The organism is Microcoleus sp. AT8-A3, assembly GCF_036705675.1.
In the GTDB taxonomy this organism is placed as follows: Bacteria; Cyanobacteriota; Cyanobacteriia; order Cyanobacteriales; family Microcoleaceae; genus Microcoleus.
The window spans coordinates 133,818-160,076 of record NZ_JAUBVD010000002.1 but is presented as its reverse complement, the minus strand read 5'-3'; the positions used below and the strand labels follow the sequence as shown (position 1 = coordinate 160,076).

14 protein-coding genes are annotated in these 26,259 nt (G+C 44.5%); 3 read left to right on the top strand and 11 right to left on the bottom strand.

Annotated features, from left to right (window positions below; translation table 11 throughout):
- Positions 1 to 1,559 (top strand): calcium-binding protein (locus tag QUB51_RS02180; protein WP_445299846.1); only part of this gene is annotated, 1,559 nt, incomplete at its 5' end.
- A 503-nt stretch (positions 1,560 to 2,062) separates the two neighbouring features.
- On the opposite strand, the gene QUB51_RS02175 is transcribed toward QUB51_RS02180, so the two are convergent.
- From QUB51_RS02175 to QUB51_RS02125, 11 genes are all read right to left on the bottom strand, one after another.
- Positions 2,063 to 4,186, bottom strand: a complete 2,124-nt coding sequence (locus QUB51_RS02175) for a hypothetical protein (RefSeq protein ID WP_333260021.1) — start codon at positions 4,184 to 4,186, stop codon at positions 2,063 to 2,065.
- 2 nt (positions 4,187 to 4,188) lie between these two features.
- Entirely contained in the window at positions 4,189 to 6,579 is a 2,391-nt protein-coding gene (locus tag QUB51_RS02170; RefSeq protein WP_333260018.1) for a hypothetical protein, read from the bottom strand.
- A gap of 24 nt (positions 6,580 to 6,603) precedes the next feature.
- Positions 6,604 to 8,193: a hypothetical protein gene (locus QUB51_RS02165; RefSeq protein ID WP_333260015.1), complete on the bottom strand. Its 1,590-nt coding sequence runs from the start codon at positions 8,191 to 8,193 to the stop codon at positions 6,604 to 6,606.
- Positions 8,156 to 11,506 (bottom strand): AAA domain-containing protein, encoded by a 3,351-nt coding sequence (locus tag QUB51_RS02160; protein WP_333260012.1) that lies wholly within the window; start codon positions 11,504 to 11,506, stop codon positions 8,156 to 8,158. Before QUB51_RS02160 ends, QUB51_RS02165 begins: the two co-directional genes overlap by 38 nt.
- Positions 11,506 to 12,903 (bottom strand): protein kinase domain-containing protein, encoded by a 1,398-nt coding sequence (locus tag QUB51_RS02155; protein ID WP_333260008.1) that lies wholly within the window; start codon positions 12,901 to 12,903, stop codon positions 11,506 to 11,508. Before QUB51_RS02155 ends, QUB51_RS02160 begins: the two co-directional genes overlap by 1 nt.
- Complete coding sequence (locus tag QUB51_RS02150) at positions 12,900 to 13,646, bottom strand: PP2C family serine/threonine-protein phosphatase (RefSeq protein ID WP_333260005.1); 747 nt, start codon at positions 13,644 to 13,646, stop codon at positions 12,900 to 12,902. The genes QUB51_RS02155 and QUB51_RS02150 overlap by 4 nt, the downstream gene beginning before the upstream one ends.
- Entirely contained in the window at positions 13,646 to 14,323 is a 678-nt protein-coding gene (locus QUB51_RS02145; protein ID WP_333260002.1) for a VWA domain-containing protein, read from the bottom strand. Before QUB51_RS02145 ends, QUB51_RS02150 begins: the two co-directional genes overlap by 1 nt.
- Positions 14,324 to 14,797: 474 nt before the next feature.
- Positions 14,798 to 15,502 carry a rhomboid family intramembrane serine protease gene (locus tag QUB51_RS02140; RefSeq protein WP_333259999.1) on the bottom strand — a complete coding sequence of 235 codons (705 nt, stop codon included), beginning with the start codon at positions 15,500 to 15,502 and terminating at the stop codon, positions 14,798 to 14,800.
- 735 nt (positions 15,503 to 16,237) lie between these two features.
- A complete protein-coding gene (locus tag QUB51_RS02135) occupies positions 16,238 to 17,335 on the bottom strand; it encodes a DJ-1/PfpI/YhbO family deglycase/protease (RefSeq protein ID WP_333209606.1) in 1,098 nt (365 codons plus the stop codon).
- 136 nt (positions 17,336 to 17,471) lie between these two features.
- Positions 17,472 to 18,230, bottom strand: coding sequence for an SDR family oxidoreductase (locus QUB51_RS02130; RefSeq protein ID WP_333250706.1), 759 nt, complete (start codon positions 18,228 to 18,230; stop codon positions 17,472 to 17,474).
- Between the two features lie 324 nt (positions 18,231 to 18,554).
- A complete protein-coding gene (locus QUB51_RS02125; RefSeq protein ID WP_445243098.1) occupies positions 18,555 to 22,394 on the bottom strand; it encodes a PAS domain S-box protein in 3,840 nt (1,279 codons plus the stop codon).
- Positions 22,395 to 22,660: 266 nt separating this feature from the next.
- On the opposite strand from QUB51_RS02125, the gene QUB51_RS02120 reads away from it, so the two are divergent.
- Together QUB51_RS02120 and QUB51_RS02115 are read left to right on the top strand one after the other, a co-directional pair.
- Positions 22,661 to 24,835 (top strand): EAL domain-containing protein, encoded by a 2,175-nt coding sequence (locus QUB51_RS02120; RefSeq protein ID WP_333259996.1) that lies wholly within the window; start codon positions 22,661 to 22,663, stop codon positions 24,833 to 24,835.
- Between the two features lie 178 nt (positions 24,836 to 25,013).
- Positions 25,014 to 25,958 carry an NAD(P)-dependent alcohol dehydrogenase gene (locus QUB51_RS02115; protein WP_333055284.1) on the top strand — a complete coding sequence of 315 codons (945 nt, stop codon included), beginning with the start codon at positions 25,014 to 25,016 and terminating at the stop codon, positions 25,956 to 25,958.
- The last annotated feature ends 301 nt before the right edge of the window (positions 25,959 to 26,259 follow it).

Sequence of the window (26,259 nt, the reverse complement as noted above, 5' to 3'; positions counted from 1 at the left end):
CCACAACTCCAACACCAGCGACCACAACTCCAACACCAGCGACCACAACTCCAACACCAGCGACCACAACTCCAACACCAGCGACCACAACTCCAACACCAGCAGGCACAACAACGAACCCCACAACGGGTACAACAACTAACCCCATAACAGGCACAACAACGAACCCCACAACGGATCCATTGCCGGTACAGGTTCCGGGTACGAGTCCGAGTCCGAGTCCGAGTCCGACTGCGGGCGGGACAACCCCAAGTCCGAGTCCTTCGATCGTCCCCACTCCCACTGCTGCGCCCCCAACTCCTCCGCCTTTGGGCGGCGGGCCGACTCCGCCGAGTTTTACATCTCCGACTCCTAACCAGCCGCCGATCGTGGAAGCGGGCAAGACGGTGACTGGTTTGCAGAATTTGCCTCTGTCTTTGAGCATTTCGGCGCCCAGCGACCCCGAGGGCCAGCCGCTGTCGATCGCGGTAGTCGGACTTCCCAATCCTACTTTTGGTCAGGTAATTACGGGTACGAACCCAGTCACCGTGAACCAAAAGTTAACCGTTCAGGATTTACTTGGGCTGACATTTCAACCGGGAACAAACGCGATCGGGCAAGCCGGTTCTTTCAGCTACAGCGTAGCTGACGACCAAGGTGGCACCGCAGCAGCGTCAGTGGCAATTAACATCAATTCTTTCGATACCTCCGTAACTGTTCCAACTATTCTGTCGCCGATTGCTGTCGATGACGGCATCGTCTTTACCAATACGAATAATTTGCTGCCCACTTTCATCGACGTGCTGGCGAACGATTCCAGCCCGCAAAAAGGGACACTCAGCATTATCAATGTCAGCACACCACAACTGGGCGTAGCTGTAAATCTTGTCTCTCAAGTGCAATTCATCCCCGGCAACGTAGCGGGTACAACTGCTTTCACCTACAGCGTCAGCGACGGATTCGGGACAATTCCGGGCGTAGGTACTGTCACCGTTCAAATCTTGCCGGCTGATAGCGGGCCTAACAATTTAGTTGGGGGTTCTTTGCCAGACAATTTGGACGGTTTGGCGGGCAGCGATACTATTGATGGTCAAGGTGGCAACGATACGATTAACGGCGGTTTAGATAACGATGTGCTCGTAGGGGGCCTCGGCGCAGATACCATGACAGGGGGTGGCGGCAACAATCAATACCGCTATACCAGCCCTGAACAAGGTGGGCCGGCTTTTGATGCGTCTTCTTCGGCGGCGATCGAGGCTGCGATCGCAGCGGGCGGATACGATGTGATTACTGATTTTAGCGGTCTCGGTGTGCCGATCGCCGATCAGTTTAATTTTGCCCCCGGATTTGCGAATCTTAGCGGTAACACCCAAGTTCTGCTGAATGTGCAGACAACGGTTTCTGCAAATATTCTGGGAGGAAGTGCTTTCTTGTTTGCCTACGATTCCGGCGGCAATACTTACATCATTTATGACGGCAATGGCAATAACCTCACTGGCGCTGATTCTCGCATTTTGGCGAAGTTAAATGGTGTAACTGGGGTTTCTTCTCTGTCGGGATTTGACTTTACTTTTATCTAGAAAGATAAGAGGTTTGAAACCGCAGATTAAGGCAGATAAAAACAGATTTTGTTGGCAGTTTATCTGCGTTAATTTGCGTTAATCTGTGGTGAAAACGTAAATCTGATTATCTTCAGAAAACAATTCCAGTAAAGGCCAGAGAATAGCGCCGAACTTTGAGAAATATCCGAGGTTTGAAACCGCAGATAAACGCAGATAAACGCAGATGTAACCCACCTTCGGCATCCTCTACTGTCACAATCGGTTTTTTCGGAATTTTGAGAACAAATTAAGTTACGTTTTAGACAACGTACAAGGAAATCAGGCGTTGCTTAATCAGGGTATGAAAAAAATAAGTTGAAAATCCAGAAGCTTTGTGGATACTGGTTTCTATGACTTGCATATTTAGCCTTTCATACCGTAAATCAGCAACGCCGGAAATCCTTGTGACCATCGCCAGTCCAAAATACTCACTCATCCCAAAATTCGTGGTGTGACACGATCGCGAGTGCCGAAGATGGGTTTCAACTACAAGCCCCACAGGCTGGACAGATAAAGCTTTTAGTATCTTTATCACTCCGACAAGGGATTGCTAATACGTTTCTACCGAAAATGCGCTCGACAGATCCTACTTGTTGATCGTACCATGAGTTAAGAATACCTGAATCAGAGAGTTTGATGTATGGGTAACGCTCGCTACACTTGCCACAAATTCGCATTCCCCACTCCGTTCCGCAATCCCTGCCACTCTTACAATCACAACGGAAGCACTGGCTATCTAGAGGCTCAAGGCGATCGCTTTTCTTGTAACAGGTTGGACAAGTTAACAAGGGCTTAAATCGTTCTTCTGTTCGAGCCGGGAAGTTATCCAGAGTCTGTAATTCAAGTAGTTCTCCTTTAGCTTTCGGTCCACGAGCTTTAGCTTGATTAATTAGTTGTGAGAGACGATTTTCAAAATCCACCTGTTCTTCAGGTTTAGGTGAACAAAGTAATTTATAATGTCGTCCTTCCTGAATAATCCATGAATTTTGTTCCAGCAGTGACGCAGGTATTTTCTCCTCAATTGTGAAAGGATAGATTTGACAGTATTGGCTATAGAGCCACCATTGGATAGCACGAGCAATACGCTCAACACTGAGAATATCTAGTGGGCTGACAGGTAATACAGCCAATGGTTTTTTTTCTGTAAGATAGTCGTTTCCTAAACTATTAATCTGTTGTTGGACTAACTGAGGTAACTTCTGTCGCTCATCCTCAGTTCCTGGATACAGAATTATTACTGTGCCGTTGGGATTTTCAGAACAAGCCGAACGAAATTCGTCAAGAATAGGATTAATTACATTTGCATCTTCTGTAGCAGTTAAGGGGAGCATTAATGGAATTAATTTCAGATGTTGAATTTTGTCTGCTTCCAATAAAATAGTTCCATCATGCTGCCAGCTCAAAGTTATGCTACCTCTTGGGCTGTTGAATTGAATCGAGCTACCCAATTGCAAATCAGACAGATCATCAACCTCAAATCCTATCCCTCGATCATCTGTTCCGTTACCTGTTAAAGCACGGCTAACGAGAAGTAAACAGAAAGCTTCAAACCCCTTAAAGCCTTGTTTATAGGTTTCAAATATCTGTTGGGGAGTCTGTGTGTGGCCACGCTTCCACGGCATCCAAGCTTGCCACAACCTGTCAACATAGCGGTAATGCTGATCGTTGATCAGAATATTAGTTCGTTTGAGGGTATTCCCAACAGTGGCCTGTTTGGGGATAGCACGATATAACTCAGTATCTAGCAATCCTCGTAGCTTGTATTGCAACTGTTTCAATAGTTTGAGTGTCTTTTCCGCTGTTTTCAGGGCAGTTCCGTCTTGAAACTGATCGCCCCAAAGGCTACAAATTCGGTGTCGGTTTCGCCAATAAATTTTTTGAGTAGTGTCTTTAGAGAAGTCATCTGCTTGCTCTAACTCTCTTTTAAGAGCCTTCACTTCGATAATTCGTTTCTGGAGGTATTCCAGCAGATGATCAATTAATCGAGCGGTGACTTTGTTCTCATAAATATCTAACAGGTCTTCTCGGATCAGACATAAAACTCTCTTCGGACGTACATTCCGAAACGTTCGTTTCTCCCAGTCTTCTGTATGAGCCGACAAAAACTCTGTAGCATGGGGCGAAAGTCTTTGCACACGGGAGACAGGTAATCTGTCGGTTTCCATCTTGAGATAAGTTCTTGGACGATGACAAATTTCCTCAATATGTCCAATATGTTTCTCCAAAAGTTCCTCTAATCTTTGGGGACGAATAGTTTTTCCAATATCATGTACCAGTGGCGATGTATTTACCCATTTCTCCCATAAATTACCTGAGAGTTTATCGAGTTTATCGAGGGTTACCGCAAAAAAGCCCAGGCTTTCCAACAGCAAATCAGAAGGAATTTGCCAATCAGGGAAAGATTGTTCCTTTCTACTTTCATCTAACACTCGTATTGAACAGCGTTTCCCTGTATCAGGAAAAATATATAGTCTGGATTGCGGTGAGATGGGGACAGCATTGACTGTAGCTGTTTCTGTTTCAGTATGAATCTGCCATTGACCCAACAATAACCGAGTCGGCATTTCTTTACGAGTCTGTTCAGTTAAGCGATTGTAAAACTGCATAATTAATATGTTCCTCGCTCAAGCCGCTGCAACTCCGATTCCAGAAGGTTCAATGACTTGACTGGTTGACCTGCGTCTAGTTCAGACCAGTATGTTTCTATCCTTTCCTTAAGTTCGGTCAGATCTTCTGATTGGATGTCATGGCGATCGCGCACTTTTCGCAAAATCTTAGTTGCCAGAATGTGGTCTGTCGCTTCAGTTAGGGAACCTCCTGCCGCAATCACAACCGGGATGTAATCATTAATTTGACGTTGTAGTCGATTTCCCCAACCAATTTTGAACTTACTTTCCAATATCTTAGATAGGTTGTCATTCAGAAATTTGAATGCTTTAGTAGCTTCACTATGATGTTGTTTCTTAGCTTCCTTGAAAGCAGTTGTCAGTCCCTTATAAGAGATGGGATATCTTCGTGAAAGTTGAGGAATATCAAAGCTTTCCTGACTGCGTTCAAGTTCCATCACATGAGCGCGATCGTAAGTTTTATCGGCAAATTCTAAAGTTGTTTCATCCTGGTTAGCAGTTCCCACGAACCAGACGTTTGGTGGAATGATCAGTGTGTCCTTCTTCTTGAAAAGTTGGGGTGAGGGGCGTTCTAGATCGGTATTTAATATCAGTTCAGGGGCCTCCTGTTCTAATTTGGAAAGAAAGTCGGCAAAATACTGTTCAGGGCGAGATAGATTCATTTCATCTAGGATGATGATATAAATTTGATCGCGGAATTCGGGACACTGAGCCTCGTACAAAGCTGTGAGAAACTCTGTTTCATAGAATTTCCCTTCAAAAGAGTTGTAGTAGCCAATTAAATCCTGGCGATCGCGCCATCCTGCTTGTACTTCAACCAGTTTATAGTTCTCTCTGCCTCGTCGTCCTAATGCACGTGCGAAGGCAATAGGGAGACTGGTTTTACCCGTGCCACTGATACCTTGTAGGATGTGGAGTTTACTCATCGCAATCCCACCCAAGAATGCTCGGATGTCCTGTTCTGAGTAGTACAACCGCTTACCCTTCTCTAAGGGAGATATAGCAATACGATAACGAAGGTCTTCAGCAAACTGTGCAAGATCAATTGATTCCTGTGAAAGTGGGGGAGCAATTTGCAAATTCTCATCTTTATCCAGTTGGACACATTTCTCAAAGGGGCTACGCTCTTTAGATTGAGCGATCGCATCATTGACGTTTTCCCTTAACTCTTTCAGCACTGCTCGAAGACGATTATTGCTAGCTTCTAAAGCTTCCTTTTCATCCCGCAACGTTTCCAAATTAAGAACTGCGATGCGATTAGTGGCTGCTGAACGCTCTAATTGCTGTACTTTTACGATCAGTCGAAAATGTTCTGCTTCCCACTGTTCTTTCTGAGCCTCCAAATCTTCCAAGCGTCTCGCAGCAGCTTCTGTGGGACGTTCCGATAATTTTTGATCTAATTCATTATTCCGTCGGCGCAAGTCTTCTAACTCAGCCAAAATCTCTTCTGGATTACGTTGCCCAAATCTCTTATTTGCATCAACAGCTTTGCGTAGATTTACTTCTAAGGTTTGTTGTAGTTTCTGGGATTCCTCATACCGTTCTTTCCAAATTCGCAAATTCGCTTCAAGGCTCTCAACTTTTGCGACTGCATGTTGCTCTACTTTTTCTTCCAAATATTGCCGCTCTTCATCCAGTAACTCACGGTCAATTTCTAACCTGTTTTGCTCCTTCCTCAATGATTTGCGCTCTGCAATTAGTTGTTGCCGCTCTTGCTCAAATTCCTGTCTTTCTGTAAAAATCTTCTGCTCAAATTCAGCATACTTCTGACCAATTTCTTCTGTCAGTTGTTGCTGGATCTCGACCTTCTGGCTAAGAGCTTGCGCGATCTCTTGGCTGACTTGTGCAATCTGTTGTTCCAATTGGGATAGGGCAACTCGATTTTGGGTCAGAAATCCGGCTGTTGCATTAGCTTCGCGTTCTTGAAATTGGCGCTCTTGTTGGTTTACCTCTGCCAGTTGTCGATTCAGTTGCTCTCGATCCTTTCCTAAGAGTTTAGATGCTTCCGTCAATTTCTGCTTCTGGTCTTCTAAATCAGTCTGCTTAACGTGTAACTCTTGTTTCTGGCTCTCAAGTTGCTGACTTTCCAATTCCAGGCGCTTGGTAGCTAAATCAAAAATTTTTGCTTTGTCCCCAAGCTGCTTAAGGTCAAAACTCTCTGGAGGGGATGAGCCTAATGTTTCTAAATCCTCTTGCGTAAGCTGTTCTGAAGCCTGGGCAGATAAGGTATTAATCTGCTCATTAGAGAAGTCTATTTTTTCGGAGTTTGATGTTTTTCTTCCCGCATTAGTATCACTTTTTCCATTGCCTCCATGGTTTTTAACTCCGGTTTGATTTTGATTACCTGAAAATGCTTTTTTACTGCGACCCATATTAATCCTCAGAAATATAAATTTTTACGGTTGATAAGACAGTTGCAATGTTCCAGCGACTAACCTGTACACGGTATCGATTTGTCGTGCCAAGTCTGCTAATTTGCGTGGTTGAGTATCACCCCTCTGATTTGAGCTATGTGCGGCAGCATTACGCTTTTCTGCTAACTCATCCAGCAGATCCAGTAGATCGGGGTATTGTTGAGCAGCAAGTCGGAGTGGATGTGTGGAGTTATCTGGAGTAGCAAGTAGTGTAGCTAGCATGAGGGCACGTAACGAACCATGTCCATAATCTGCGGCTTTGCGGATTAAATTGCGATCGACACTCAGTAATCCGGGAGGCAAAGGCTGTCTGAAACCAGCATTTTCTGCATAATCATTCAGGGGTTGACGATTCAACTCTCTGCGGTCACTCAATCTATCGGCTTTTCCTTTGGTAGGATAATCCTGCTGAAGCATTTTCAACAGTCTTTCAGCCACCTTCTGCGATTTAGTCAAAATATCCTCCAATTTGCCGAGCAGAATTTTACAATCTGTCACTTCCTCCGCCTCAATATATAATCGCTCAAGGGCGACAATATCATCAAATAACTCCTCCCATTTTCTAATTGCAGGAGTTAATTTATCCTCAACCTGTAAACAGGCTTCCCGATCGGCCAGGATTAGCCAATCATCAAGGTTATTGAATTGCTCCTTTCGTTGGTCGCCCAGCATATTAAGCAAAAAATTCTCTAATCCCTGAATTGTTTGATTTTTTCGGTGTTTCTCTAACTTGCGGAGTAACCAGGGGCTATCTCCTAAGCCAAACGGATCATAAACTTTCCAGACATTCCCACTTGAAATATCTTCAGGTACATAGATACAAGTTGCCAGCCATAGATCGGTTGGTTCCTCATTAATAAAACTTACGCGATCGAGAGTCGGAAGTTTCTCAAAAACCCAGGTATCATCATCATCATCGTCGTCTTTGATACGACTGACATTTTTAAGAGTTCTTTCATGCTCTCGAACCGCCTTAATAATTTCATTTGGAGAAGGTTGCCGTTCGATCGTATTTTTGACTTCCGGCATAAAAGCCCATTGATAATTTGGCTTACCTGTTGTACCGAGGATTAATTCTGGAAACCCTGAATCATTGAGGCGGACATCAGCGTACTCTTCGCGCTCTGCAAAGCGTGGAAATAAGTCACCTGTCCACGGATCTTGGAAGATAAACCCAGCAGTAACATCCTGGACGATAGAAGTTTCGTCTTCCAGCACTTTTTTCCCCTTTTGAGTAAGGTTTCCACGTGAGTCAACGTAATATCGATCGGCAAGTTGAGAGATGATGAGGGCTGTTAGATCTTTGCCAATATCAAGGTGATGACCAATTTTAGCAGCTTCAGTGATGCCGGCGCGACACATTCCCAAAACTGCTTTTTCTAAGATATTGACTTTACGAGATGAGACACGGGGCGCCACAACTCGATACATACGAACGGGATACAGCAAATATTGTCGCTGACTCCAACGGGCCTTGGGTGAATGATTGTAATAGAGAACAGAAGTATCATTGCGGAAAGGCATGGCAGTTGTCCTAAAAAACTTTTCCGTGAGGTGTTTTACAGAGTTCATAAAAGGCAATTAATTCACGAATTGCCTGACGTTCGTTTTCTGGTCGATCGGCTTCGGCTCTGACCATCTCCAAGTCACCTGTAGCAATCAGCAACCGCTGTTGTCGGCTCATGGCCACGCAAAGACGATTCTCCAACAGTAAAAAGCCATATTTCCGGCGATAAGTTTCTGGGCGATCGGGTGTTGCTCGAATATTGTTACTGCGGGTCACAGAGAGAAACACGACATCGAATTCTTTGCCCTGAAAGGCGTCAACAGTGCCAATTCTCAATCGCTCAACGAGTTTACCATCATGATTTGTTGTTTCTCGCCATGCTGAAGCAACCTGATAGTTACCGTCATCTGTAACTTCTGCTAATTCCAGCTTGCAAAGTTGGTGCCAGAGTTCTGTCACCTGGGCTCTGTAAAAGGCAATCACCCCAAATGTCAGACGAGAGTCGTGTTCAATGAGGCGTTTTAGTTCTTCTGCAATCCGTCTGGCTTCTACAGGACGAGACTTACTCTGTCCTTTGGTTTCACTTCCTAAATTGAGGGGGACATTAATCCAGGCAGCGACCTTATCTTGATAACCAGGGAGTTCGTGAAAGAATTCCTTTTCTGGTCTACCAGCCTTAATGGGAGGCTCTCCATGATATTCGTAGAAGGTGCGGCTAACAAAATTACCCAAGATTGGGTGCATCCGGTATTGAGTATCCAGCGTCACGGTGCGCTTAATGCCATCCCGTTTTTCCCATTCCTGCAACTGTTTGAATAGCCGCTCAAACAAGCTTTTCTTCAGGGCATCTTGAGTTGTCTGGTTCGATGAATTCAGTTGACGTTCGAGATCTTCTTCCAGAATATGGGGTAGCTGGCGATGGTCGCCGACTAAAATAATCCGTCGTTCTGCCTTAGCCATTGGAATAAATAAGTCTAGGGGATTAGCCCTGGCTGCCTCATCAATAATGACTGTCTCAAAAACACTATCAACATTTCCAGTTGTGGACTCCATTTCTTTGCCTACTGCCTGCTGACAAGTAGCTGCCAAAACAACGGTGTAATTTCGCAGCATTTGCCGGACGCCATTAGGATCGCTTCTCAAGTCGTTCAGGTATTCTTCTACAACAGCTTCGACTCCAGACTGGGATTGACGCACTTGCTCTGTTAGTGCCTCTCGCACTTGTTTTAATAGAGATTCGATCTCAGGATTGGCAACAGGTGCGGTTATTGAATCATTTGCTGTAGGAGTAAGTCGATCTAAAAGTCTGATTTGGAGGGCTGCCAAATCATTGAGAAAAGGAGGCTCACCAGGAAACTCGAAATTATCCCAATCGGCTGCTGTTTCTAGAAGGAGGCGGTCGCCATCCGATAACAAATTTAATGATTCAAGGCGACGCAGAGTTTTGTATGCAGCAGTCGGCCCGTCATCTGAGAATGAAATTGGTTCAATACGGAGCGATTGGATTGCTTGAATTGCTAATTCTCTAACTTCGTTATTGATTGAATAATTGGTGAAATTTCCTAATGTAATGGTACGGCTTTGTTCTAAGAGACGATCGCTAATTTCTCCAGAAATCCTAGTTTTTGTCAAATTGTAAATGTCTTCTAGCAATTTTGCTGTTTGCTGCAAATTTCCTGGAGTTAGTACATAACCCGTGACGAGATTTTGTACCTGACGCAACAAAGCTGTCTCTGGCAGTTCAGACCAACTAGCCCGTTCAGCTTCAAGTGCCTCAATTCGCTCTCTACGCCAGCGATCGACATTATCTGGGGCATCGCTACGACTAGATTTACCTCCAACCCGAACTGCCGGAAGCCCAAATATGACGGTTCGTTCTGCCACATTTTCAACTGCATCATGCTGGTAACTGGTTAGGAGCAAACGATGGGAAACTGTGCCATTTCTGTTCTTTTCAATTTCAGACAGACAGGCTTGAATCGCAGTAATAACTTTGGTTTTACCTGTTCCTGGTGGGCCTTGAATTAAAGCAATATCGGGCGTATTAATAGCGACCCGCAGTGCCTCTTCCTGACGGGGAGTGGGGGAACCATGAAAAGCTTCCCTTACGGTTTTATCTGGTAGCTTATGCTGGCGATAATTTGAAAGGGGAATTTTTTGATCTTGTAAGATCAGCCCCAGTTGAGGCATAGGGCAGGTTGCTGTTCGGATCAGCTCTTCAGCACGTTTACGCCGATTTAAGCGGGGGCGATCGCCTTGAAGAGAAACATACAGAAATCCGTTTGGCGGTGGAGAGAGCAATTCATCTGGATTAGATGGGCGGATGTCCAGAGTCAGATTTTGAGGATCAATATCACTGATTTGTCCAAAAAACAGCTTCTGGCTGCTAGCAACACTTTCTAAACTGCTCAAATCAGGTTCTCGATCGCTCGCTTCCAGAGAAAACTCAGATCGATCGCTCCATCCCTGCAACCTTTCCTGCAAATTCGCCTTTTTTTCAAGGTGGAAGCGATGATCGCCCGACGCTAACATTTTTTCAGAGGAATAAGCGATCCAGCCAACCTCATTTGCTTTTTGGACGATCGCCTTTTCCTCCAATTCGTTATATTCCCGCCATAAGGACAGATAAGTATCTGCATTGCTGGTAAGTGCGTCTAGTTCTGTTTTGATGCTTTCTCGTAGTGTCCCGGCGATCGACATATCACAGAACGACATTGGTGCTTCTAATAAAATTAGAGGGCGCTGCTGACTAGCATCTTTTGGCGATCGTGACTTGGTGACTCGTTCAACCCGCAAACAACTGTCATCAGTCCGCCGCACATCAACTGTAATTCTGTTGCCGCATAGCTGGAATGAGTTTTCCAGTCCATCCTGGTAGTTCTTACCAGTTCGTATTAATATTCGTGCTTTTGGGCTTTCACTTACGGTCGGTATAAGGAGTTCACGAGTTAGCCAATCAATGATTTGCTCAACCCGATCGGAACGGCGCAGATGCCGCTTACGAATATCGTTAATAATTTTTTCATCAACACCAAACTGCATTTCATTGGGGATGTAGAGCTTACCTGGAAACTCATGCACTTTAATGGAAAGTTGATTGGGGGACTGTTGTTTCGGACGGATTTCCAGCAACCAGCATAAGGTAGGTAGATTACGTTCAAGAATGCTTTCTAACTGTGTCTGGTTCTGTTGGTCTTTACCTTGAATATTCCAAATATCTGAGCCATGAACCAGAAGAATGTCATTGCCGATCTCATCTCTGTGTAGGAAAACTTCATTCTTGATGGATAGGAGTTCTTGACCATCAAATGAGGTGCGATCGCTCCGTTCAACTTCAATGGTGTGGATGCGTCCACTTTGAATATCGCTGACTCTCATTATGATTGTTCTCCAGAGACAAACCTGAATGTTGCAAGACGGTGTGGGCGATCGGTAGGGGCAAAATGTAGCAGCCACGTATAGCGTCGATCGTTGGCCGGAAATCGTTTCCATCCATCCTGCACTTCTACAACCGTTCGTTGTTCGCCATCAAAAGACGACAGCCAGAAACATTGCCCATTGAGACTGCGAACACGAACGTTAGTTCTTTCGATTTTGAGTTCGATCGCAGGACTATGGTGATCTGCTCCTGTTCTGCCATTAATAATTCGATTCGTAAGGATTAACGGTTGGCATTCTGTCAGTGCCAGAGCCGCCAGCACTGTCTGCTGTGAGAGAAACCTTTGACATTCTCTCACATCTGGCAGCGATTCCCATCGTTTGATTAGCAGTTGCATCTGAAGTGGACGAGGGTAGTTACACCAGGGACAGCATTGTTGATTGGCGTAGTAGGTGCTACCGCAATCGGGACACTCCACTGTGAAGTCGGCCGCCGAATACAAATTCTCAACCCATTGACTAATTCCTGGTCGTTTTACTGGTTCTCGTAACCCCTCACTAAAGCAGCGCCGGCACAGTTCCTTTAATTTGGGAGATAACACGATGTCTCTGGGAAAGCCGTGATGCGTGGCATTGCTTTGGTCGCTTGGATCGTCCACCCAGGGCAAAGAACCCTCTAACGCTTTGTCTTCTAACTCTGGTTCACCCTCCTCAACCAAATCCCCCATTAAAGGATGAATTAAGCAGAGTGTTTGAAAGGCAATGACGGCAAAAGCATGAGCATCCGTTAAGGTATTAACCCCAGATTTTCCCAAAACTAATTCTGGCGCACCATAACCAGGTGTATATAAACGTTGTGTAGATGAGGAGCCTTCGTAATGAAGGTTATCTGCATCAATCAAACGAATTTCGTGGGCATCTAAATCAGTGGAGACGAAAATATTGTTAGGTGATGGATCGCTGTAAACTAACCCTTGACCATGTAGTTGAGCAAGAACTTCAGCGCAACCTGCTAGTAACAGTAGGCGACGACGCAATCCTCCACCGCTCAAATACCACTCTGCCAGATGGCCGAGATCGCGAGGAGGATTAATCAGCCGTGATATGGGAACCATTCCCGTAATGAGTTCCATTACATATCCCAAGTGAGGTGCTTGGAGCATTTCCAGGGGTCTGGCGATCGCCAGATCCCGTAGCTCAGGCATTCGACGGATATTCTGCAACTGTCCTCGGAGCAACTCACGCCGACTGTTGCTAGAGCTATTAAATAGGATTTTGATCGCTCGTTTTCCGCCTTTTGCGGAATATACTGCTCCCTGTCCACCCACGCCCAATTTTCGCTCTAGCTCGTAGGCTTGCCCGCGTTCATCAGTAATCCGTTTGCCTTCAAGATTCATTTGTCTTCATCCTCTGCTTGCTTGCGCCAGATCACTGCCAGGGTTTTGTCATCCAGGTGGTTGGGAGTAGCCCAATTTCTGAGCTCCCGATGTAAAGCGTGTCGGCGATCCGTCGGAGCCATTGACCCAAACTCAGTAACTAGGGTATGAATGAAATCTCCAATGCGATCGGCTACTAAATCATCAGCAATACCATCCGTCGCCAGTAATACTGCTGCATTGGGTGATAAGGCTGGTTTCGTAATCACTGTCCAATCCTTGGTTGTTTTGGCAATGCCAAGCCCAGTAGTCTGGTTGGTAAATCCCTGGCGTTCACCTTGCAGAATTTCCAGGCTGCCATCAGCATTCCGAATTGCAGCAATACCATCCCCTAGCTGAGCGATTGTTAATTCACCTGAAGGCAATACTGCGACAAAAAGACAGGTTGTTGCGCTGTCCTCTTCTTTCTGGGGTAGGACACGCAATCCCCAGAAAAGATGAACTAAACGGAGCAGGGTTGCAGCAGGTGCGTTCTCAGACTTCGCCCAAGGCTTCAAGGCATCCCTGACAGCTCGGCAAGCCATTTGTGCTCCTATCCGAGCATTCGGTTTTGACCCCATCCCATCACTGATGACAATGGCTGTGCCAAATGCACCAGACATTCCCATCCAGGCATCCTCATTCGGGCGACTCTGTTGGATGTGCGATCGCCCTCGGACTGATGCTCCAAACCATTCTAAACCAGGCCCAGATGGAGTTAACATCAGAAGTCCAAAAGTTCATCAATGTCAGGAGGAACGCTATTGGGATTAACACTTCTAGAGCGACTGGAAACCGTTACTGTGACCCAGCGGAAAAATTGTTGAATTCTAGTTTCGTCGGCCCGAAATACCGGAATTTCGGGATGCTGCCCAATGAGAAATGCCTTGAGCGTTTCTTCATCTGCATCAGGACCGATACCCATTGCAAAGCGTAAAGCCTTAGAAGCCCGGTCTGAATTTAACAACTGTTCGAGAGGTTTTTTCCAGTTATCGTCCAGGCGTCCCCGCTCATCAGTGGGCTGTCCATCAGAGATTAAGATGAGATTGGGATGGTAAGAGCGACTGGGAATTTCTGTTTTGTTTTCCAGAAACCGAGTCGCCAGTTCAAATGCCGCACCCATCGGGGTTGGTCCTTTCGCCTCCATATCTGTCCACTGGATCTGGGAGGCTGGTTGTAGTGTCTGGTGAAAGTTGGCTCCATCTCCACCGAATGTAATGACAGCGACATGAATCTCGGCCAGTGCATCCTGTTCCGAGGCAAAAATTGCGATCATTTCCGCGATCGCTCGGTTCAGGGCTGCCAATTTGCCATAGGCTGTCATACTGCCACTGACATCTGCCAGGATAATAACGGGCATCATTCTGGCAGTGGCGATGGAAAAATCTCTGAGGTTGCTCATAATCAATATAAATTCTGATAAGTTATTTTAATGTGCTGCATTACACCTGTCAATAAACCTCCAAAATATAGGGTTCTATAATTTTTTCTTCCCTTAACTCAAGCTCCTCGCAGGATTTCTTCCGCCTGTACAGCGGGTCTTTGAGCATTTTTGACTGGCGATCGCCCAAATAATTTTCTTGTACGTTGTATAAAAGGTAACTTGGTTGGTTCTAAAATTTCCTAAAAAACCGATTCTGACAGTAGAGGGTGCGGGATGTGGGATGTAAGAGTTGGCACTTTATCTGCGTTAATTTGCGTTCATCTGCGGTGAAAAATAAACTCCTAATCTTCAGAAAACAATGCCAACAAAGAGCCAAGCATAGCACCGAGCTTTGAGAAAAATCAGAGGTTTGAAACTGCAAATAAACGCAGATAAACGCAAATTTTGTTAGCAGTTTATCTGCGTTTATTTGCGTTCATCGGCGGTGAAAAATTAAATCTGATTATCTTCAGAAAAAAGTCCCAGCAAAGGGCCGAGAATGGCGCCGAAAACAAAGCCACCGGCGTGGGCCCAGTAGGCAACTCCCCCGGATTCCATGCCGACACTTGCCGGGGCATTCAAGGAAGCCAAGCCGCTCAATGCTTGCTGTGCAAACCAAAATCCTAGAAAGAAGAAAGCTGGGACTCTGACAGTGGTAATAAAGATTCCCAAGGGCAGCAGTGTCAGGACTTTGGCTTGGGGATATCTGAGAATGTAAGCTCCCATCACGCCTGCGATCGCGCCGCTAGCACCCAGGGACGGAATGGCAGATGCGGAGGAAAAAAACCACTGAGTTAGTGATGCTAAAACGCCGCAAGTAAGGTAAAATATTATAAATTTGATGTGTCCTAAACGGTCTTCTACGTTGTTGCCAAAAATCCACAAAAATAACATATTTCCGGCAATGTGGAGAAAGCCTGCGTGCAGGAATTGGGAGCTAATTAGTGTCGTCCATTCGGGAAATGGCGAAACTGGCAGAGCCACCCGACACATATTGCTTAACTGGCAAGGAATTACGGCCCAAGAGTAGAAAAATTCGGTTAATTGTCGATCGCCCAAACTGAGTTCGTACAAAAATACTAATATGTTTGCGGCAATCAGCCCGTAGGTGACGTAGGGAGTGATATTAATGGGATTTTCATCGCGTAAGGGAACCACAGCCTTTTTTTCCTCATCAAAATATTGGCAACACAGTAGCGCATTTATAGCCCAGGTGTCTCCTGTCTAAAGGAAGAGGGAACAAGCCAATCGATTTTAGATTTTAGATTTTAGATTTTGGATTTAAAGAATTGAAGATTTAAAGAATTGAAGAAAGCGACCTCATATCATTTCCGGTCGAGGGAACGCGATTGTTGTAGGGGCGGGTTCACCAACAATACCTGCCAATAATTGACAATCTCAAAAACCCGCCCCGACCGGGATACTAGGGTTATACCACTTCTCCAAAATCATGCAACAGTTATGAGTAAGGTGCGTCGCTGTAAGATAGTCGCTTTTTTTGATAATTTAAGGGTAGCGACGCACCCTACAGCTACTGTTGCATGATTTTTTATAATTAGTATTAATCCATCGGACATGATATTACGGAGGTATCCGGGGGCTGCTTATCGGATACTATATTTTTTATTTGTACACGGATGAATCGGGGGGCTTGTACCGCCCCCGGATGCAACAAGCTTCCTTCAAACCCCCCGTGTCCCGGTGAAATAATAATAAAACCCATTGAATAAAACCCTCCACCTTGCAGTTAGTTGAATATCTGCTTTTTAGTGTTGGGTTTTATTTTACCGCAAAGGCGTATATTGTAGGATTGCAGAGGAAGTTTGTAGTTGCGATATTGGTACTGGTTTTCACATTTCAACCAAACTACAAACTTATTTATCCCCTTGCTGATTACATTTTTACAGCAGGGCTAGTCGAAGGTTTAGGCGACTTGATTTCCTGGGAAACTGCACGGGCGCGGAAGAGTTTAGCAACGACTTGTTCACACTTAGACAAATCCGATTCTATTTCTGTAAAAATGGCCGTTGATACAGGATCTGTGAACTTCACCCGCAAGTTGTTGATATCGACAACACCGGTTTGCAAATCACCGAGAGTGCTCCGCATTAAGAACGTTTCATCGCTTCCTTGCATCGAAGCTTTTAATTTAGCGTACTTGTCAGCAATTTGGGCAGGAATTGAGGGTTTTTCACCAAAATCGTTGAGGCGACTTTCGAGAGCGATGATGTGGTGCTGTTTGTTTTGAATCATTTCTCTCAAGAGCGATCGCAAATCGCTGTCTTGGGTTTTTTCCGCATAATGTTCAAAGGCTTCGCAAGCATAGCGTTCCCCTGCGAGGGCGGTATTCAAACCTTTAACAATGTCGCCTTGTGTAGAACCTCCCCAACCATTAGCTAATTTCCACCATTCTGCATTTGTATCAGTTTCTTCTGGCAAACCGACTGCTTTTCCGCCGTAACCGAGGCGAGCCATAATGGCGGTAGTAAATATTGCTAAATCTCCCGGTTGGCGGGAAGTGATCAAGTTGCCGTCAACTACTAAAGCTTCGTTAATGTAGTTAGCTCCGGCATTGATCATGTCTGTTTTAATTGCCAAGAAACCAGTCGCATTTTTGCCTTTCAGCAAGTCGGCTTCAATCAAAACTTGCGGGCCGTGGCAAACAGCAGCGACGATTTTTCCTTGCTCAAATGCTTCTCGTACAAACCTGACTGTGTTGGGATTAGTCCGCATTGTATCTGGAGCCATGCCGCCGGGAATTATCACTGCATCGAATTCTGCGGGCACTGCTTCAGTGGTAGTTCCGTCAGCTTGCTGAGCAACTTTTCCTTGTTTCCCTGCATACTTTTCGTTTGTCCGCGAACCGAGGACAACTACATCAAAATTTGCTTGTTTTAAGGCGTTGTAAGGAACTAGGAATTCGGAATCTTCAACTCCATTTTCAATGAGTATGGCAACTCGTTTTGTGTTGCTACCGTTATGGGTTGTCATAATCAAATTTCCTCAGACTATCTTTGTTCTAAGCATAAATGATTTATGATGTTGTTAGCGTCTTGCTAAAGTGATAAATTAGTTAGTTTTAAAAGATGTCAGCGTGAGCCTTGAGAGGTATTTTACAGGAATTGTCTCAATGCACATAAGAGGCTCCGTTAATATCGATCGTAGTCCCGGTAGCGTGCGTAGCCAAACCCGACGCTAAAAACGCGATAACATTGGCAACATCTTGAGGAGGAGCGATTTTGCCGATCGGGATATCGCGAATAATATCAGCTTCACCGAACTCCTGAAGAAACTGATTAGACATTTCTGTACTAACAAATCCCGGTGCAACTGTAAAAGCCAAAATATTATCAGCCGCAAACCCTCTAGCAATGCTGCGAGTTAAAGCAACAATAGCACCTTTAGAAGCGGCGTAGTGCAGATAATTCGGGTCATCGCCGCGAAAAGCAGCGCGACTTGCTATATTAATAATTGTACCGACCCGGCGAGTTTGAAAATGCAAAATAGATTCCCGGCACAAATCGGCAACAGCAACTAAATTAACTTGTAGAGTTTGCTGCCAAGCTGAAGACCAAATATCGAACTCGTCCTCGATACCCGCTGACTGCATAATCCCCGCATTATTAACTAAAATATCAATATGGCCCCGCCATTTTAAAGCATCTCGCCACAAAATCGAGGCCGCATTTTCCACCATCAAATCGGCCGCCAATAAATAACAGCGATCGCGCGCAACACTTGCGGCTACCGCTTCCGCTTCTTTCTGACTGCGAAAGTAATGCAAAATCACCTCAGCCCCAGCATTAACCAGAGTCCGCACCGTCACTGCACCAATCCCTTTCGAGCCACCAGTTACTAAAATTACCTTTCCGGTTAAATCAATCATTTCTCTATCTCTTTTCTCTTTCTCTGTGACCTCTGCGCCCTCTGCGGTTAATAAAAAAAATAAATCCTCTTCACACACGAAATAGAATTGCTATATGATACAGCACATTCCATCCAATGTGTATGCCATTTTCTCATGCTGATGGATATCTGCAATAGACATTTCCCAAAAAAATCAAATCCTTTCCCAAGTTAATTTTTATGGGAAATATAGCCACTGCTTACAGCACTATGGATCGCGAATTAAATAACTTACAATTTTAATTGTTATTGTGGAAGTTATTTAATTCTCATTCCTATGCTTCTTTGTCCTTAAACTCGATAACTACAGTGGATTAGGCAGCAAAGGTCGAATGATCTCCATAATTCGATCGGAATTAAAATTATTGATATAATCAGTTAGTGTTTGGGACAAACTTGCTTTTGATTCGGGAATTTGTACGATTAATTCGTTCATAACTTCGGTATCGAGATAGTAAGCTGCTTGATACATTTGTTCTAACCACTGAGGGGACATCACGGATATATCTTCTACAGACAGCGTTTCAACTAATTGTTTTTGTGGAGTTGGTTCTACCACTTCGTAGATATATTGCACTCCCAAATATTTAGCGATTTTGTCAAAAAGTTCTCTCTGCTCAAATGGCTTGCTTATAAAGTCGTTACAGCCAGCCATGAGAACTTTCTCTCGATCTTCTTCAAAAACACTCGCAGTTAAAGCAATAATGACAGTTTCTTGGCTCTCAGGGCGTTCTCTAATATATTTAGTAGCTGTGTAGCCATCGACGATCGGCATTCGCAGATCCATCAGAATTAGGTGTGGCCGCCAACTCTGCCACAGTGAGAGTGCCTCCACTCCCTGTTTGGCTTCTCTCACCTCAAAACCAACCGAGGTAAGGATCTCGACTAACAAGCGGCGATTTTCTTCTAAATCTTCAACAATAAGAATGCGGTAACTCGGTTGTCCAGGAGCTAAACTAATTACTTTTTGATTAATTGATTCTGGGGGTAAGGATTCTGCTTGAGGTAACTGTACGCCAATCTCAAAGGAAAAAGTGCTACCTCGGTTCAAAATGCTTTTAACCCGAATCTGACCGCCCATAAGTTTGACGAGTTTTTGACTAATGGCTAAACCTAGCCCCGTGCCTTGACTCAAATTATTTCCAGCTTGGGCTTGCACAAAAACCTTAAATAATTTCTCAATTTCTGTGGGCGCAATTCCGACACCTGTATCCTCAACTTCAAAACATAGGTGACAGGATGTTTTGTCTATTTGTGTTGTTCTTACCCGTAGGGTGATGCTTCCTTGATTGGTAAACTTAATCGCATTACCAAGCAGATTGACCAAGACTTGATAGAGTTTTTTCTCGTCACTATGCACAAATTGAGGAATGTCGGGTTCTCGATCGACAATTAGCTGCACTTCTTTAGATTGGACTTTAACTTGGAACATTTCTTCAATAGAAGTCAGCAAACTTGTCAAATCAAACTCAGAAGGATTGAGGGTCATCCGTCCGCTTTCTATTTTGGATAAATCTAAAATATCGTTAATCAAGTCCAATAAATGTCTACCGCTACGATTGACAATCTGTAAACGTTCTTGGAGAGAAGGAGTCAGATTTCTCTCATAGCTCATCAATTGCGTGAATCCCAAAATTGAGTTGAGGGGGGTGCGGAGTTCGTGGCTCATATTAGCAAGGAAGACAGTCTTGGCTTGGTTTGCTTCATTTGCCTGCTGAAATTCCAACTCAGCTTGTTTGCGATCGCCAATGTCAATTAAATATCCCAAGATTTCTACTGGTGTACCTGAATTATCTCGAATTAGCCTAAGCTGACCCAGCATCCAGCAATAAACCCCATCGGAGCGACGCAAACGGTATTCGTGGAAGTAAAAATCATTAACGAATAGATTTGCTAAGCCATGAAGCACTGGTTCTACATCATCTGGGTGTAAGTGATTCACCCAAAATTTAGAATCTTCTAAAAACTCGCGGCTTTCGTAGCCCAATATATCTTTGATATTTTCGCTGATGAACGTTGCGCTATAATCGCCAGCAGGTTTACTGCTAAAAATGACAACTGGGCTGTAGTTTAGAAGAAAGTTGAGGCGATTTGTGGTAGCTTGCAAGGCTTGTTCAGCCAGTTTTAGCTCTGTTGCATCCTCCTGAACAGCAACATATACAGTTCCGTATTCAGGATGCTCAAACCTGGATGTATGAACTCTGCACCAAAAGAGAGTTCCATCTTTCTTTCTATTCTGGACTTCATATTTCGCTTCCCCGGTCTGTTCAATTTGAGTGACGATATCTAGAACTGTTACATCTGGTGTAAAATTTGTATCGACATAATTCAAAATACCAAGGGGTTGACCTGCTAGTTCGCCCTCTGGGTAGCCAAACATAGCGTCAAAGGTAGGATTGGTGTAGACGATCGTGAGGTCTGAGGCTTTGATTAGACACACTCCTCCTGCCATGTTATTCAGGATAACGCTTTGAATTTCTAGCGTTTTTTGAGCTTCTTTTCGAGCGGTAATTTCTTGGATTTGAGAAATAAAATGCAGTGGCTTTTTTTGTCCATCTTGTACTAGCGAACCATTAAGAATAATCCAAATAATATGTCCTTGTTTATGGAAATACCGTTTTTCTAGTTGGTAAGTTGAAATTATTCCAGCTAATAGTTGATGTGCATAACTAAGATCCCGGTCTAAATCGTCAGGATGGGTGATGTCTTGGAAAGTTAACGCTAACAACTCTTCTGAGGAGTAGCCAAGAATCTGACATAAGGCAGGATTGACTTTAATCCAGTGCCCATCAAGTGAAACGATCGCCATCCCGATAGAGGCATCTTCAAACGCATGGCGAAACTGCTCTTCACTGTTTCGTAAAGCCATCTCAATTTTTTGGCGATCGCTAATATCGCGCATAATAACAGTAAATACCGTTTCGTCTCTCATTTCGAGCTTAGAAATAGAGGCTTCAGCCGCAAACTGCGTTCCATCTCGACGACGACCCAAAATCTCGCTTCGTTCTCCCATCCTTCGCGCTCTGCTAGAAGACTGTGCAAATTGTTTGATATGCTGCGGGTGTGCATCTCTAAACTGTTCTGGTAGCAGTAAATTCAGTGGCTTCCCTAAAATATCCTCAATTTTATAGCCAAACATCATTTCTGCCCCATGATTAAACAGAGTAATGCGTTGAGTGCGATCGACTGAAATAATTGCATCATTGGCGATTTCTAGAATTCCTGCAAAACGAGCCTGCGATTTTTGTAAAGCATCTGTTCGTTCAGTCACAAGAATTTCTAAACTTTCGTTAAGTTTTTTAATTTCTTTTTCGGCTTGTTGGCGCTGGTAATCTATCTGGTTCAAAAAGCGAGCCGTCCCCAAAATGAGAATTGAGAACGTGAAAACCATAACAGTTGAACGCAATGTATAGCCAAAATTAGCGTTATACCAGCCTAACTTTTGTCCCTGAAGAGTGAACCAGTTCAGTGTCACTGGAAAGATCGTGGCCCAAGGCAGCAACCACCGAACCATGACTCCGCCAACTAGGGGACTGGTTACTACTTGCATTAATCCTTCCTTGGGGCGGAGCCATAAAATTCCTCCATAGAGGATGAAAAATGTGACGATCGCGTTTACGGGTTGAGTCGTCGTAATTGTGGCCAAACGTTCAAGAATATCGACATTGAATAGGTGTGCAAATAAAGCTAGTAGAGAAATTAAAGCTGCAACACTACTAAAAATCTGAGCCAACCAAGTAATTCGTTGGGATTTTTGCCCTAACAGTAGCAGTGCTACTCCCATCAGCACAAAATTTAGGGCGGTATTTATTCCCATTCTTCCCGGATAAGGAGTCGCTGAAGACACGAAATCTCGGAAAAGCCACTCATCAATACCCAGCTTCCAACCAAAAATATACTGGCTCAGCGTCAGCATACCGACGATCATTATCAATCCGGCCATCCCTTGAGCGATGCGATCGTGCAGTCTGGTTTTTTGGTACTGCAACAATCTCAAAGAAACTCCAGCCAGCAAAAAGCAAATTGCCGTGTTTGCTTTCATGGTCGAAGTCATACCGGGAAAACCGGTTTTGAGTAGGGAGATGTCAAATTGCCAACCCAACAGCACGAGACACCCGATCGCAATGACGAGTAGACTTGCCATTTGAGAACTCCGCTTGTTCATAAATCGGCTGCTTGGCTTGAAACAATGTTCTTCTAATGTTACGCGAAGCGAAGAAGGGCTACCACGGGGGGACTGCCCCTAGCTGAATAATTCATATTTTTTATGGTTGCGCCCCCTTGCCAGCCCAATATCTCCGGGTTCGCAGGATTTCTTTGTGGGTAAAATGACTCTTTTAACCGAATAATTAAACTATACTATTTGTGCATATGTTTATATTCCTCTAGCAGGAAACTAGGGAAATCAGTATGATTGTCGATAGAACTAGCGATAGAATTAGCGATCGAGCTACCAACTACCGAGGCAATATTTTAATTGTTGACGATCTGCCTGATAACCTGCGTCTGCTCAGGGATACTTTGAGGGCAGAGGGTTATAAAGTTCGTAGTGCCACGACAGGTGCAATGGCGCTCAGAGCCGCCCAATCGCCATCGACGGAGTTAATCTTACTAGATATTAAGTTGCCCGATCAAGATGGCTATGAAGTTTGCAGACAATTAAAATCTGACGAGCGCACCGCAGAGATTCCAATAATTTTTTTGAGTGCGCTCAATGAAACTTTTAATAAGGTGCAAGGGCTGGCTGCTGGAGGAGTTGATTATATTTCTAAACCATTTCAAGTCGAAGAAGTATTAGCTCGTGTCGAAACCCACCTAACTATCGGAAGGCTGCAACAAAAACTCCAACAGCAGAATTTACGTCTCTTGATAGAAATTGAAGAACGGCAACGTCTCGAAGAGTCTCTCTTTGCCGAAAAGGAATTGGCTCAAGTGACACTGCAATCCATTGGCGATGGGGTTATTACTACTGATGCCCAAGGTAATGTGAGATATTTCAACCCTATAGCTGAGCGACTGACAGGCTGGAAAAATCATGAGGTTCAAGGAGTTCATTTCTCGACAGTCTTTCTAATTGTCGATCAAGTAACGCGAGAGCCAGTAGAGAATCCTATAAACAAGGCTCTATTAGAAGAGCGAATTGTGACCTTAGCTAGCAATACTATTCTGATTGCCCATGATGGAACCGAGTATCCAATTGCTGACTCGGCAGCACCGATTCGAGACCGCCAAGGTCAAATTATCGGGGCAGTCATGGTCTTTCATGATGTTACGGAATCGCGCTATCTCACCCGTCAACTCTCTTGGGAAGAGAATCACGATGCCCTGACGGGGTTAATCAACCGTCGAAGATTTGAGCAGCACCTAGTTGATGCGATCGCCTCTGTTAAACATAGCAATCACCAGCACGCTCTCTGTTATTTAGATTTAGATCAATTCAAAGTCGTTAACGATACCGTAGGTCATATTGCTGGCGATGAGCTACTGCGCCAAATCACCGCGCTTATTCAACAGGGAGTCCGTGCTCATGATATGCTGGCTCGCTTGGGAGGTGATGAATTTGGTATTTTGCTCACTCAATGTTCGCTCTCTCAAGCAACTCAAATTGCGGAAAACCTCAAAAACCTAGTGCATCAGTTTCGGTTTATTTGGAATGGCCAAACCTTTATCATCGGAGTCAGCATTGGAGTTGTTGCTATTGACCAAACCAGCCAAAATTTGATGGAGCTTCTGGGAGCGGCTGATGCAGCTTGTTATGCCGCCAAAGCCAGAGGCCGCAACTGTGTTCATATTTATAGTCTAGATGATAGCGAGCTAATTAAACAACGTGGTGAGAGACAGTTGATTTCCAAAATTACCCAGGCGCTGGAAACAAATCGTTTTTGTCTCTACTACCAAAAGATTGTCTCTATTACTTCTAAACCATTAGTAGAGCATTATGAGATTTTGCTCAGAATGCTGGACGAAAATGGAAAAATAGTATCTCCTAATGAGTTTATTCCCGCCGCTGAGCGTTACGGATTGATAACAGAGATAGATTGTTGGGTAATCGAAACTTTATTCTCTAATTATCACAAATTGCCGGAGAAAGATGTTCTTTCTCAAGGCTTGTATACGATAAACCTCTCTGGGGCTAGCATTAGTAACAATCAGTTTATGAGGTTTTTAATAGAACAATTTTCTCGTTACAAAGTTCCCCCACAAACCATTGGTTTTGAAATCACGGAAACGGCAGCGATCGCAAACTTTGAGCAAGCCAGATATTTCATGGGCGAACTCAAAAAGATTGGCTGTTGCTTTGCTTTAGATGATTTTGGCAGTGGGTTGAGTTCCTTTGCTTATCTAATGAATTTACCAGTGGATTATCTAAAAATTGATGGTGCTTTTGTCAAAAATATTAGTCATAATTTGATTTCTCAAGCGCTCGTTGAAGGGTTTAATGGTATTGCCCATGCGATGAATCTCGAAACTATAGCTGAGTTTGTCGAAGATGAGACTATCTTAGAAAAATTGCGGGAGATTGGAGTAGATTATGCTCAAGGTTATGGGATCGCCCGCCCTGTCCCTATTAACTTTAATCTCTAGCGATCGCACGATCGCCAGCGGGCCCATTGCCTCACGCCTGCCCCTTGTCTGGAGACATCCAAGAGTCGATCGCCCGCTGCTACAAGGCTAGCTCAATTTGCTGTGTCAGATTTAGATCGAATGTGCTGTAATTGTAAAGGATTGAATCTTCTATTGGAAATAAACCGGAAAATTTGCCATGAAAGCAGTTGCGTTCGATCGCTACGGTTCAGCCGAGGAATTGCAGTACCGAGAATTGTCCAAGCCGATCGCCAAATCCAACGAATTGTTAGTGCGAGTTCGCGCTAGCAGCGTCAATCCCGTAGACTGGAAAATCCGGAAAGGACACCTGCAACTATTAACAGGATTTAACTTTCCTCGAATAGTCGGTTCTGACATATCGGGAGTTGTCGTGGAAGTCGGCGGGGAAGTCACCAAATTTCAACCCGGAGATGAAGTTTATACTTTCTTAAATCCCATCAATGGGGGTGCTTGCGCCGAATACGCTGTCGTGCCAGAATCCGATGCAGCAATTAAACCGAAAAACATCACTCATGCAGAAGCAGCAGGAGTACCGATCGCAGGTTTAACTGCTTTGCAATCGCTCAGGGATTTGGGTGTAATTCAATCAGGAAACAAAGTATTGATTAACGGCGCTTCCGGCGGAGTTGGCACTTTTGCCGTGCAAGTTGCGAAAGCAATGAACGCGGAAGTAACGGGAGTTTGCAGTGCTAAAAATAGAGAATTTGTCAAGAGTTTGGGAGCGGATTTTGTTGTCGATTACGCGGAAGTTGACTTTACTCAACAGCCAGAAAAATATGATATAATTTTAGATGCGGTGGGGACAAGAACCTTTGCTGAATGCGAAAAAGTGCTGCAACCAGAGGGAGTTTATATCTCGACTTTGCCGATTTTAGACAATTTCGCACCGATGTTAACAAGCTGGTTTATATCGGGTAAAAAAGCTAAATTAATTGTCGCCAATGCCAACACCAGCGATTTAGGGGCTTTGCGGGAGTTAATAGAATCCGATAAAGTGGAGCCGATTGTCGATCGCACTTACAGCTTACAAGAAGTAGCAGCAGCCCACGCTTACAGCGAAACGGGCCGCGCGATCGGCAAAATTGCGATCGTGATTGAATAAAGAAGGCACGACACGGATTTTGACATGGATACACGGATTAATTATCGATCGTTCCTTCTACTGCTGATGTCAGAATAAAGAATGAAGAAGGAAGTCGGAGCAATTATGAAATAACTATTCTCAATTTCCAATTTCCAATTAATTACCACTTTCCAATTACCCCTTTCCTCTTCCCAATACCCCTTACCAATTACCAATTTCCTATGACTGTGCCCTCAGACTTGGAGACATCCGAACAAGGTTCCGACAACAACCTAGAACAAGTTAGCGAGGGAAATAGCATTGCACCCATCGCCGATGA

Coding starts and splice junctions, on each gene's coding strand:
- QUB51_RS02115 (WP_333055284.1), top strand. CDS start 25,014: ATGAAAGCAGTTGCGTTCGATCGCTACGGTTCAGCCGAGGAATTGCAG.
- QUB51_RS02130 (WP_333250706.1), bottom strand. CDS start 18,230: ATGATTGATTTAACCGGAAAGGTAATTTTAGTAACTGGTGGCTCGAAA.
- QUB51_RS02135 (WP_333209606.1), bottom strand. CDS start 17,335: ATGACAACCCATAACGGTAGCAACACAAAACGAGTTGCCATACTCATT.
- QUB51_RS02155 (WP_333260008.1), bottom strand. CDS start 12,903: ATGAATCTTGAAGGCAAACGGATTACTGATGAACGCGGGCAAGCCTAC.
- QUB51_RS02165 (WP_333260015.1), bottom strand. CDS start 8,193: ATGAACTCTGTAAAACACCTCACGGAAAAGTTTTTTAGGACAACTGCC.
- QUB51_RS02145 (WP_333260002.1), bottom strand. CDS start 14,323: ATGAGCAACCTCAGAGATTTTTCCATCGCCACTGCCAGAATGATGCCC.
- QUB51_RS02175 (WP_333260021.1), bottom strand. CDS start 4,186: ATGCAGTTTTACAATCGCTTAACTGAACAGACTCGTAAAGAAATGCCG.
- QUB51_RS02170 (WP_333260018.1), bottom strand. CDS start 6,579: ATGGGTCGCAGTAAAAAAGCATTTTCAGGTAATCAAAATCAAACCGGA.
- QUB51_RS02150 (WP_333260005.1), bottom strand. CDS start 13,646: ATGTTAACTCCATCTGGGCCTGGTTTAGAATGGTTTGGAGCATCAGTC.
- QUB51_RS02125 (WP_445243098.1), bottom strand. CDS start 22,394: ATGGCAAGTCTACTCGTCATTGCGATCGGGTGTCTCGTGCTGTTGGGT.
- QUB51_RS02160 (WP_333260012.1), bottom strand. CDS start 11,506: ATGAGAGTCAGCGATATTCAAAGTGGACGCATCCACACCATTGAAGTT.
- QUB51_RS02120 (WP_333259996.1), top strand. CDS start 22,661: ATGATTGTCGATAGAACTAGCGATAGAATTAGCGATCGAGCTACCAAC.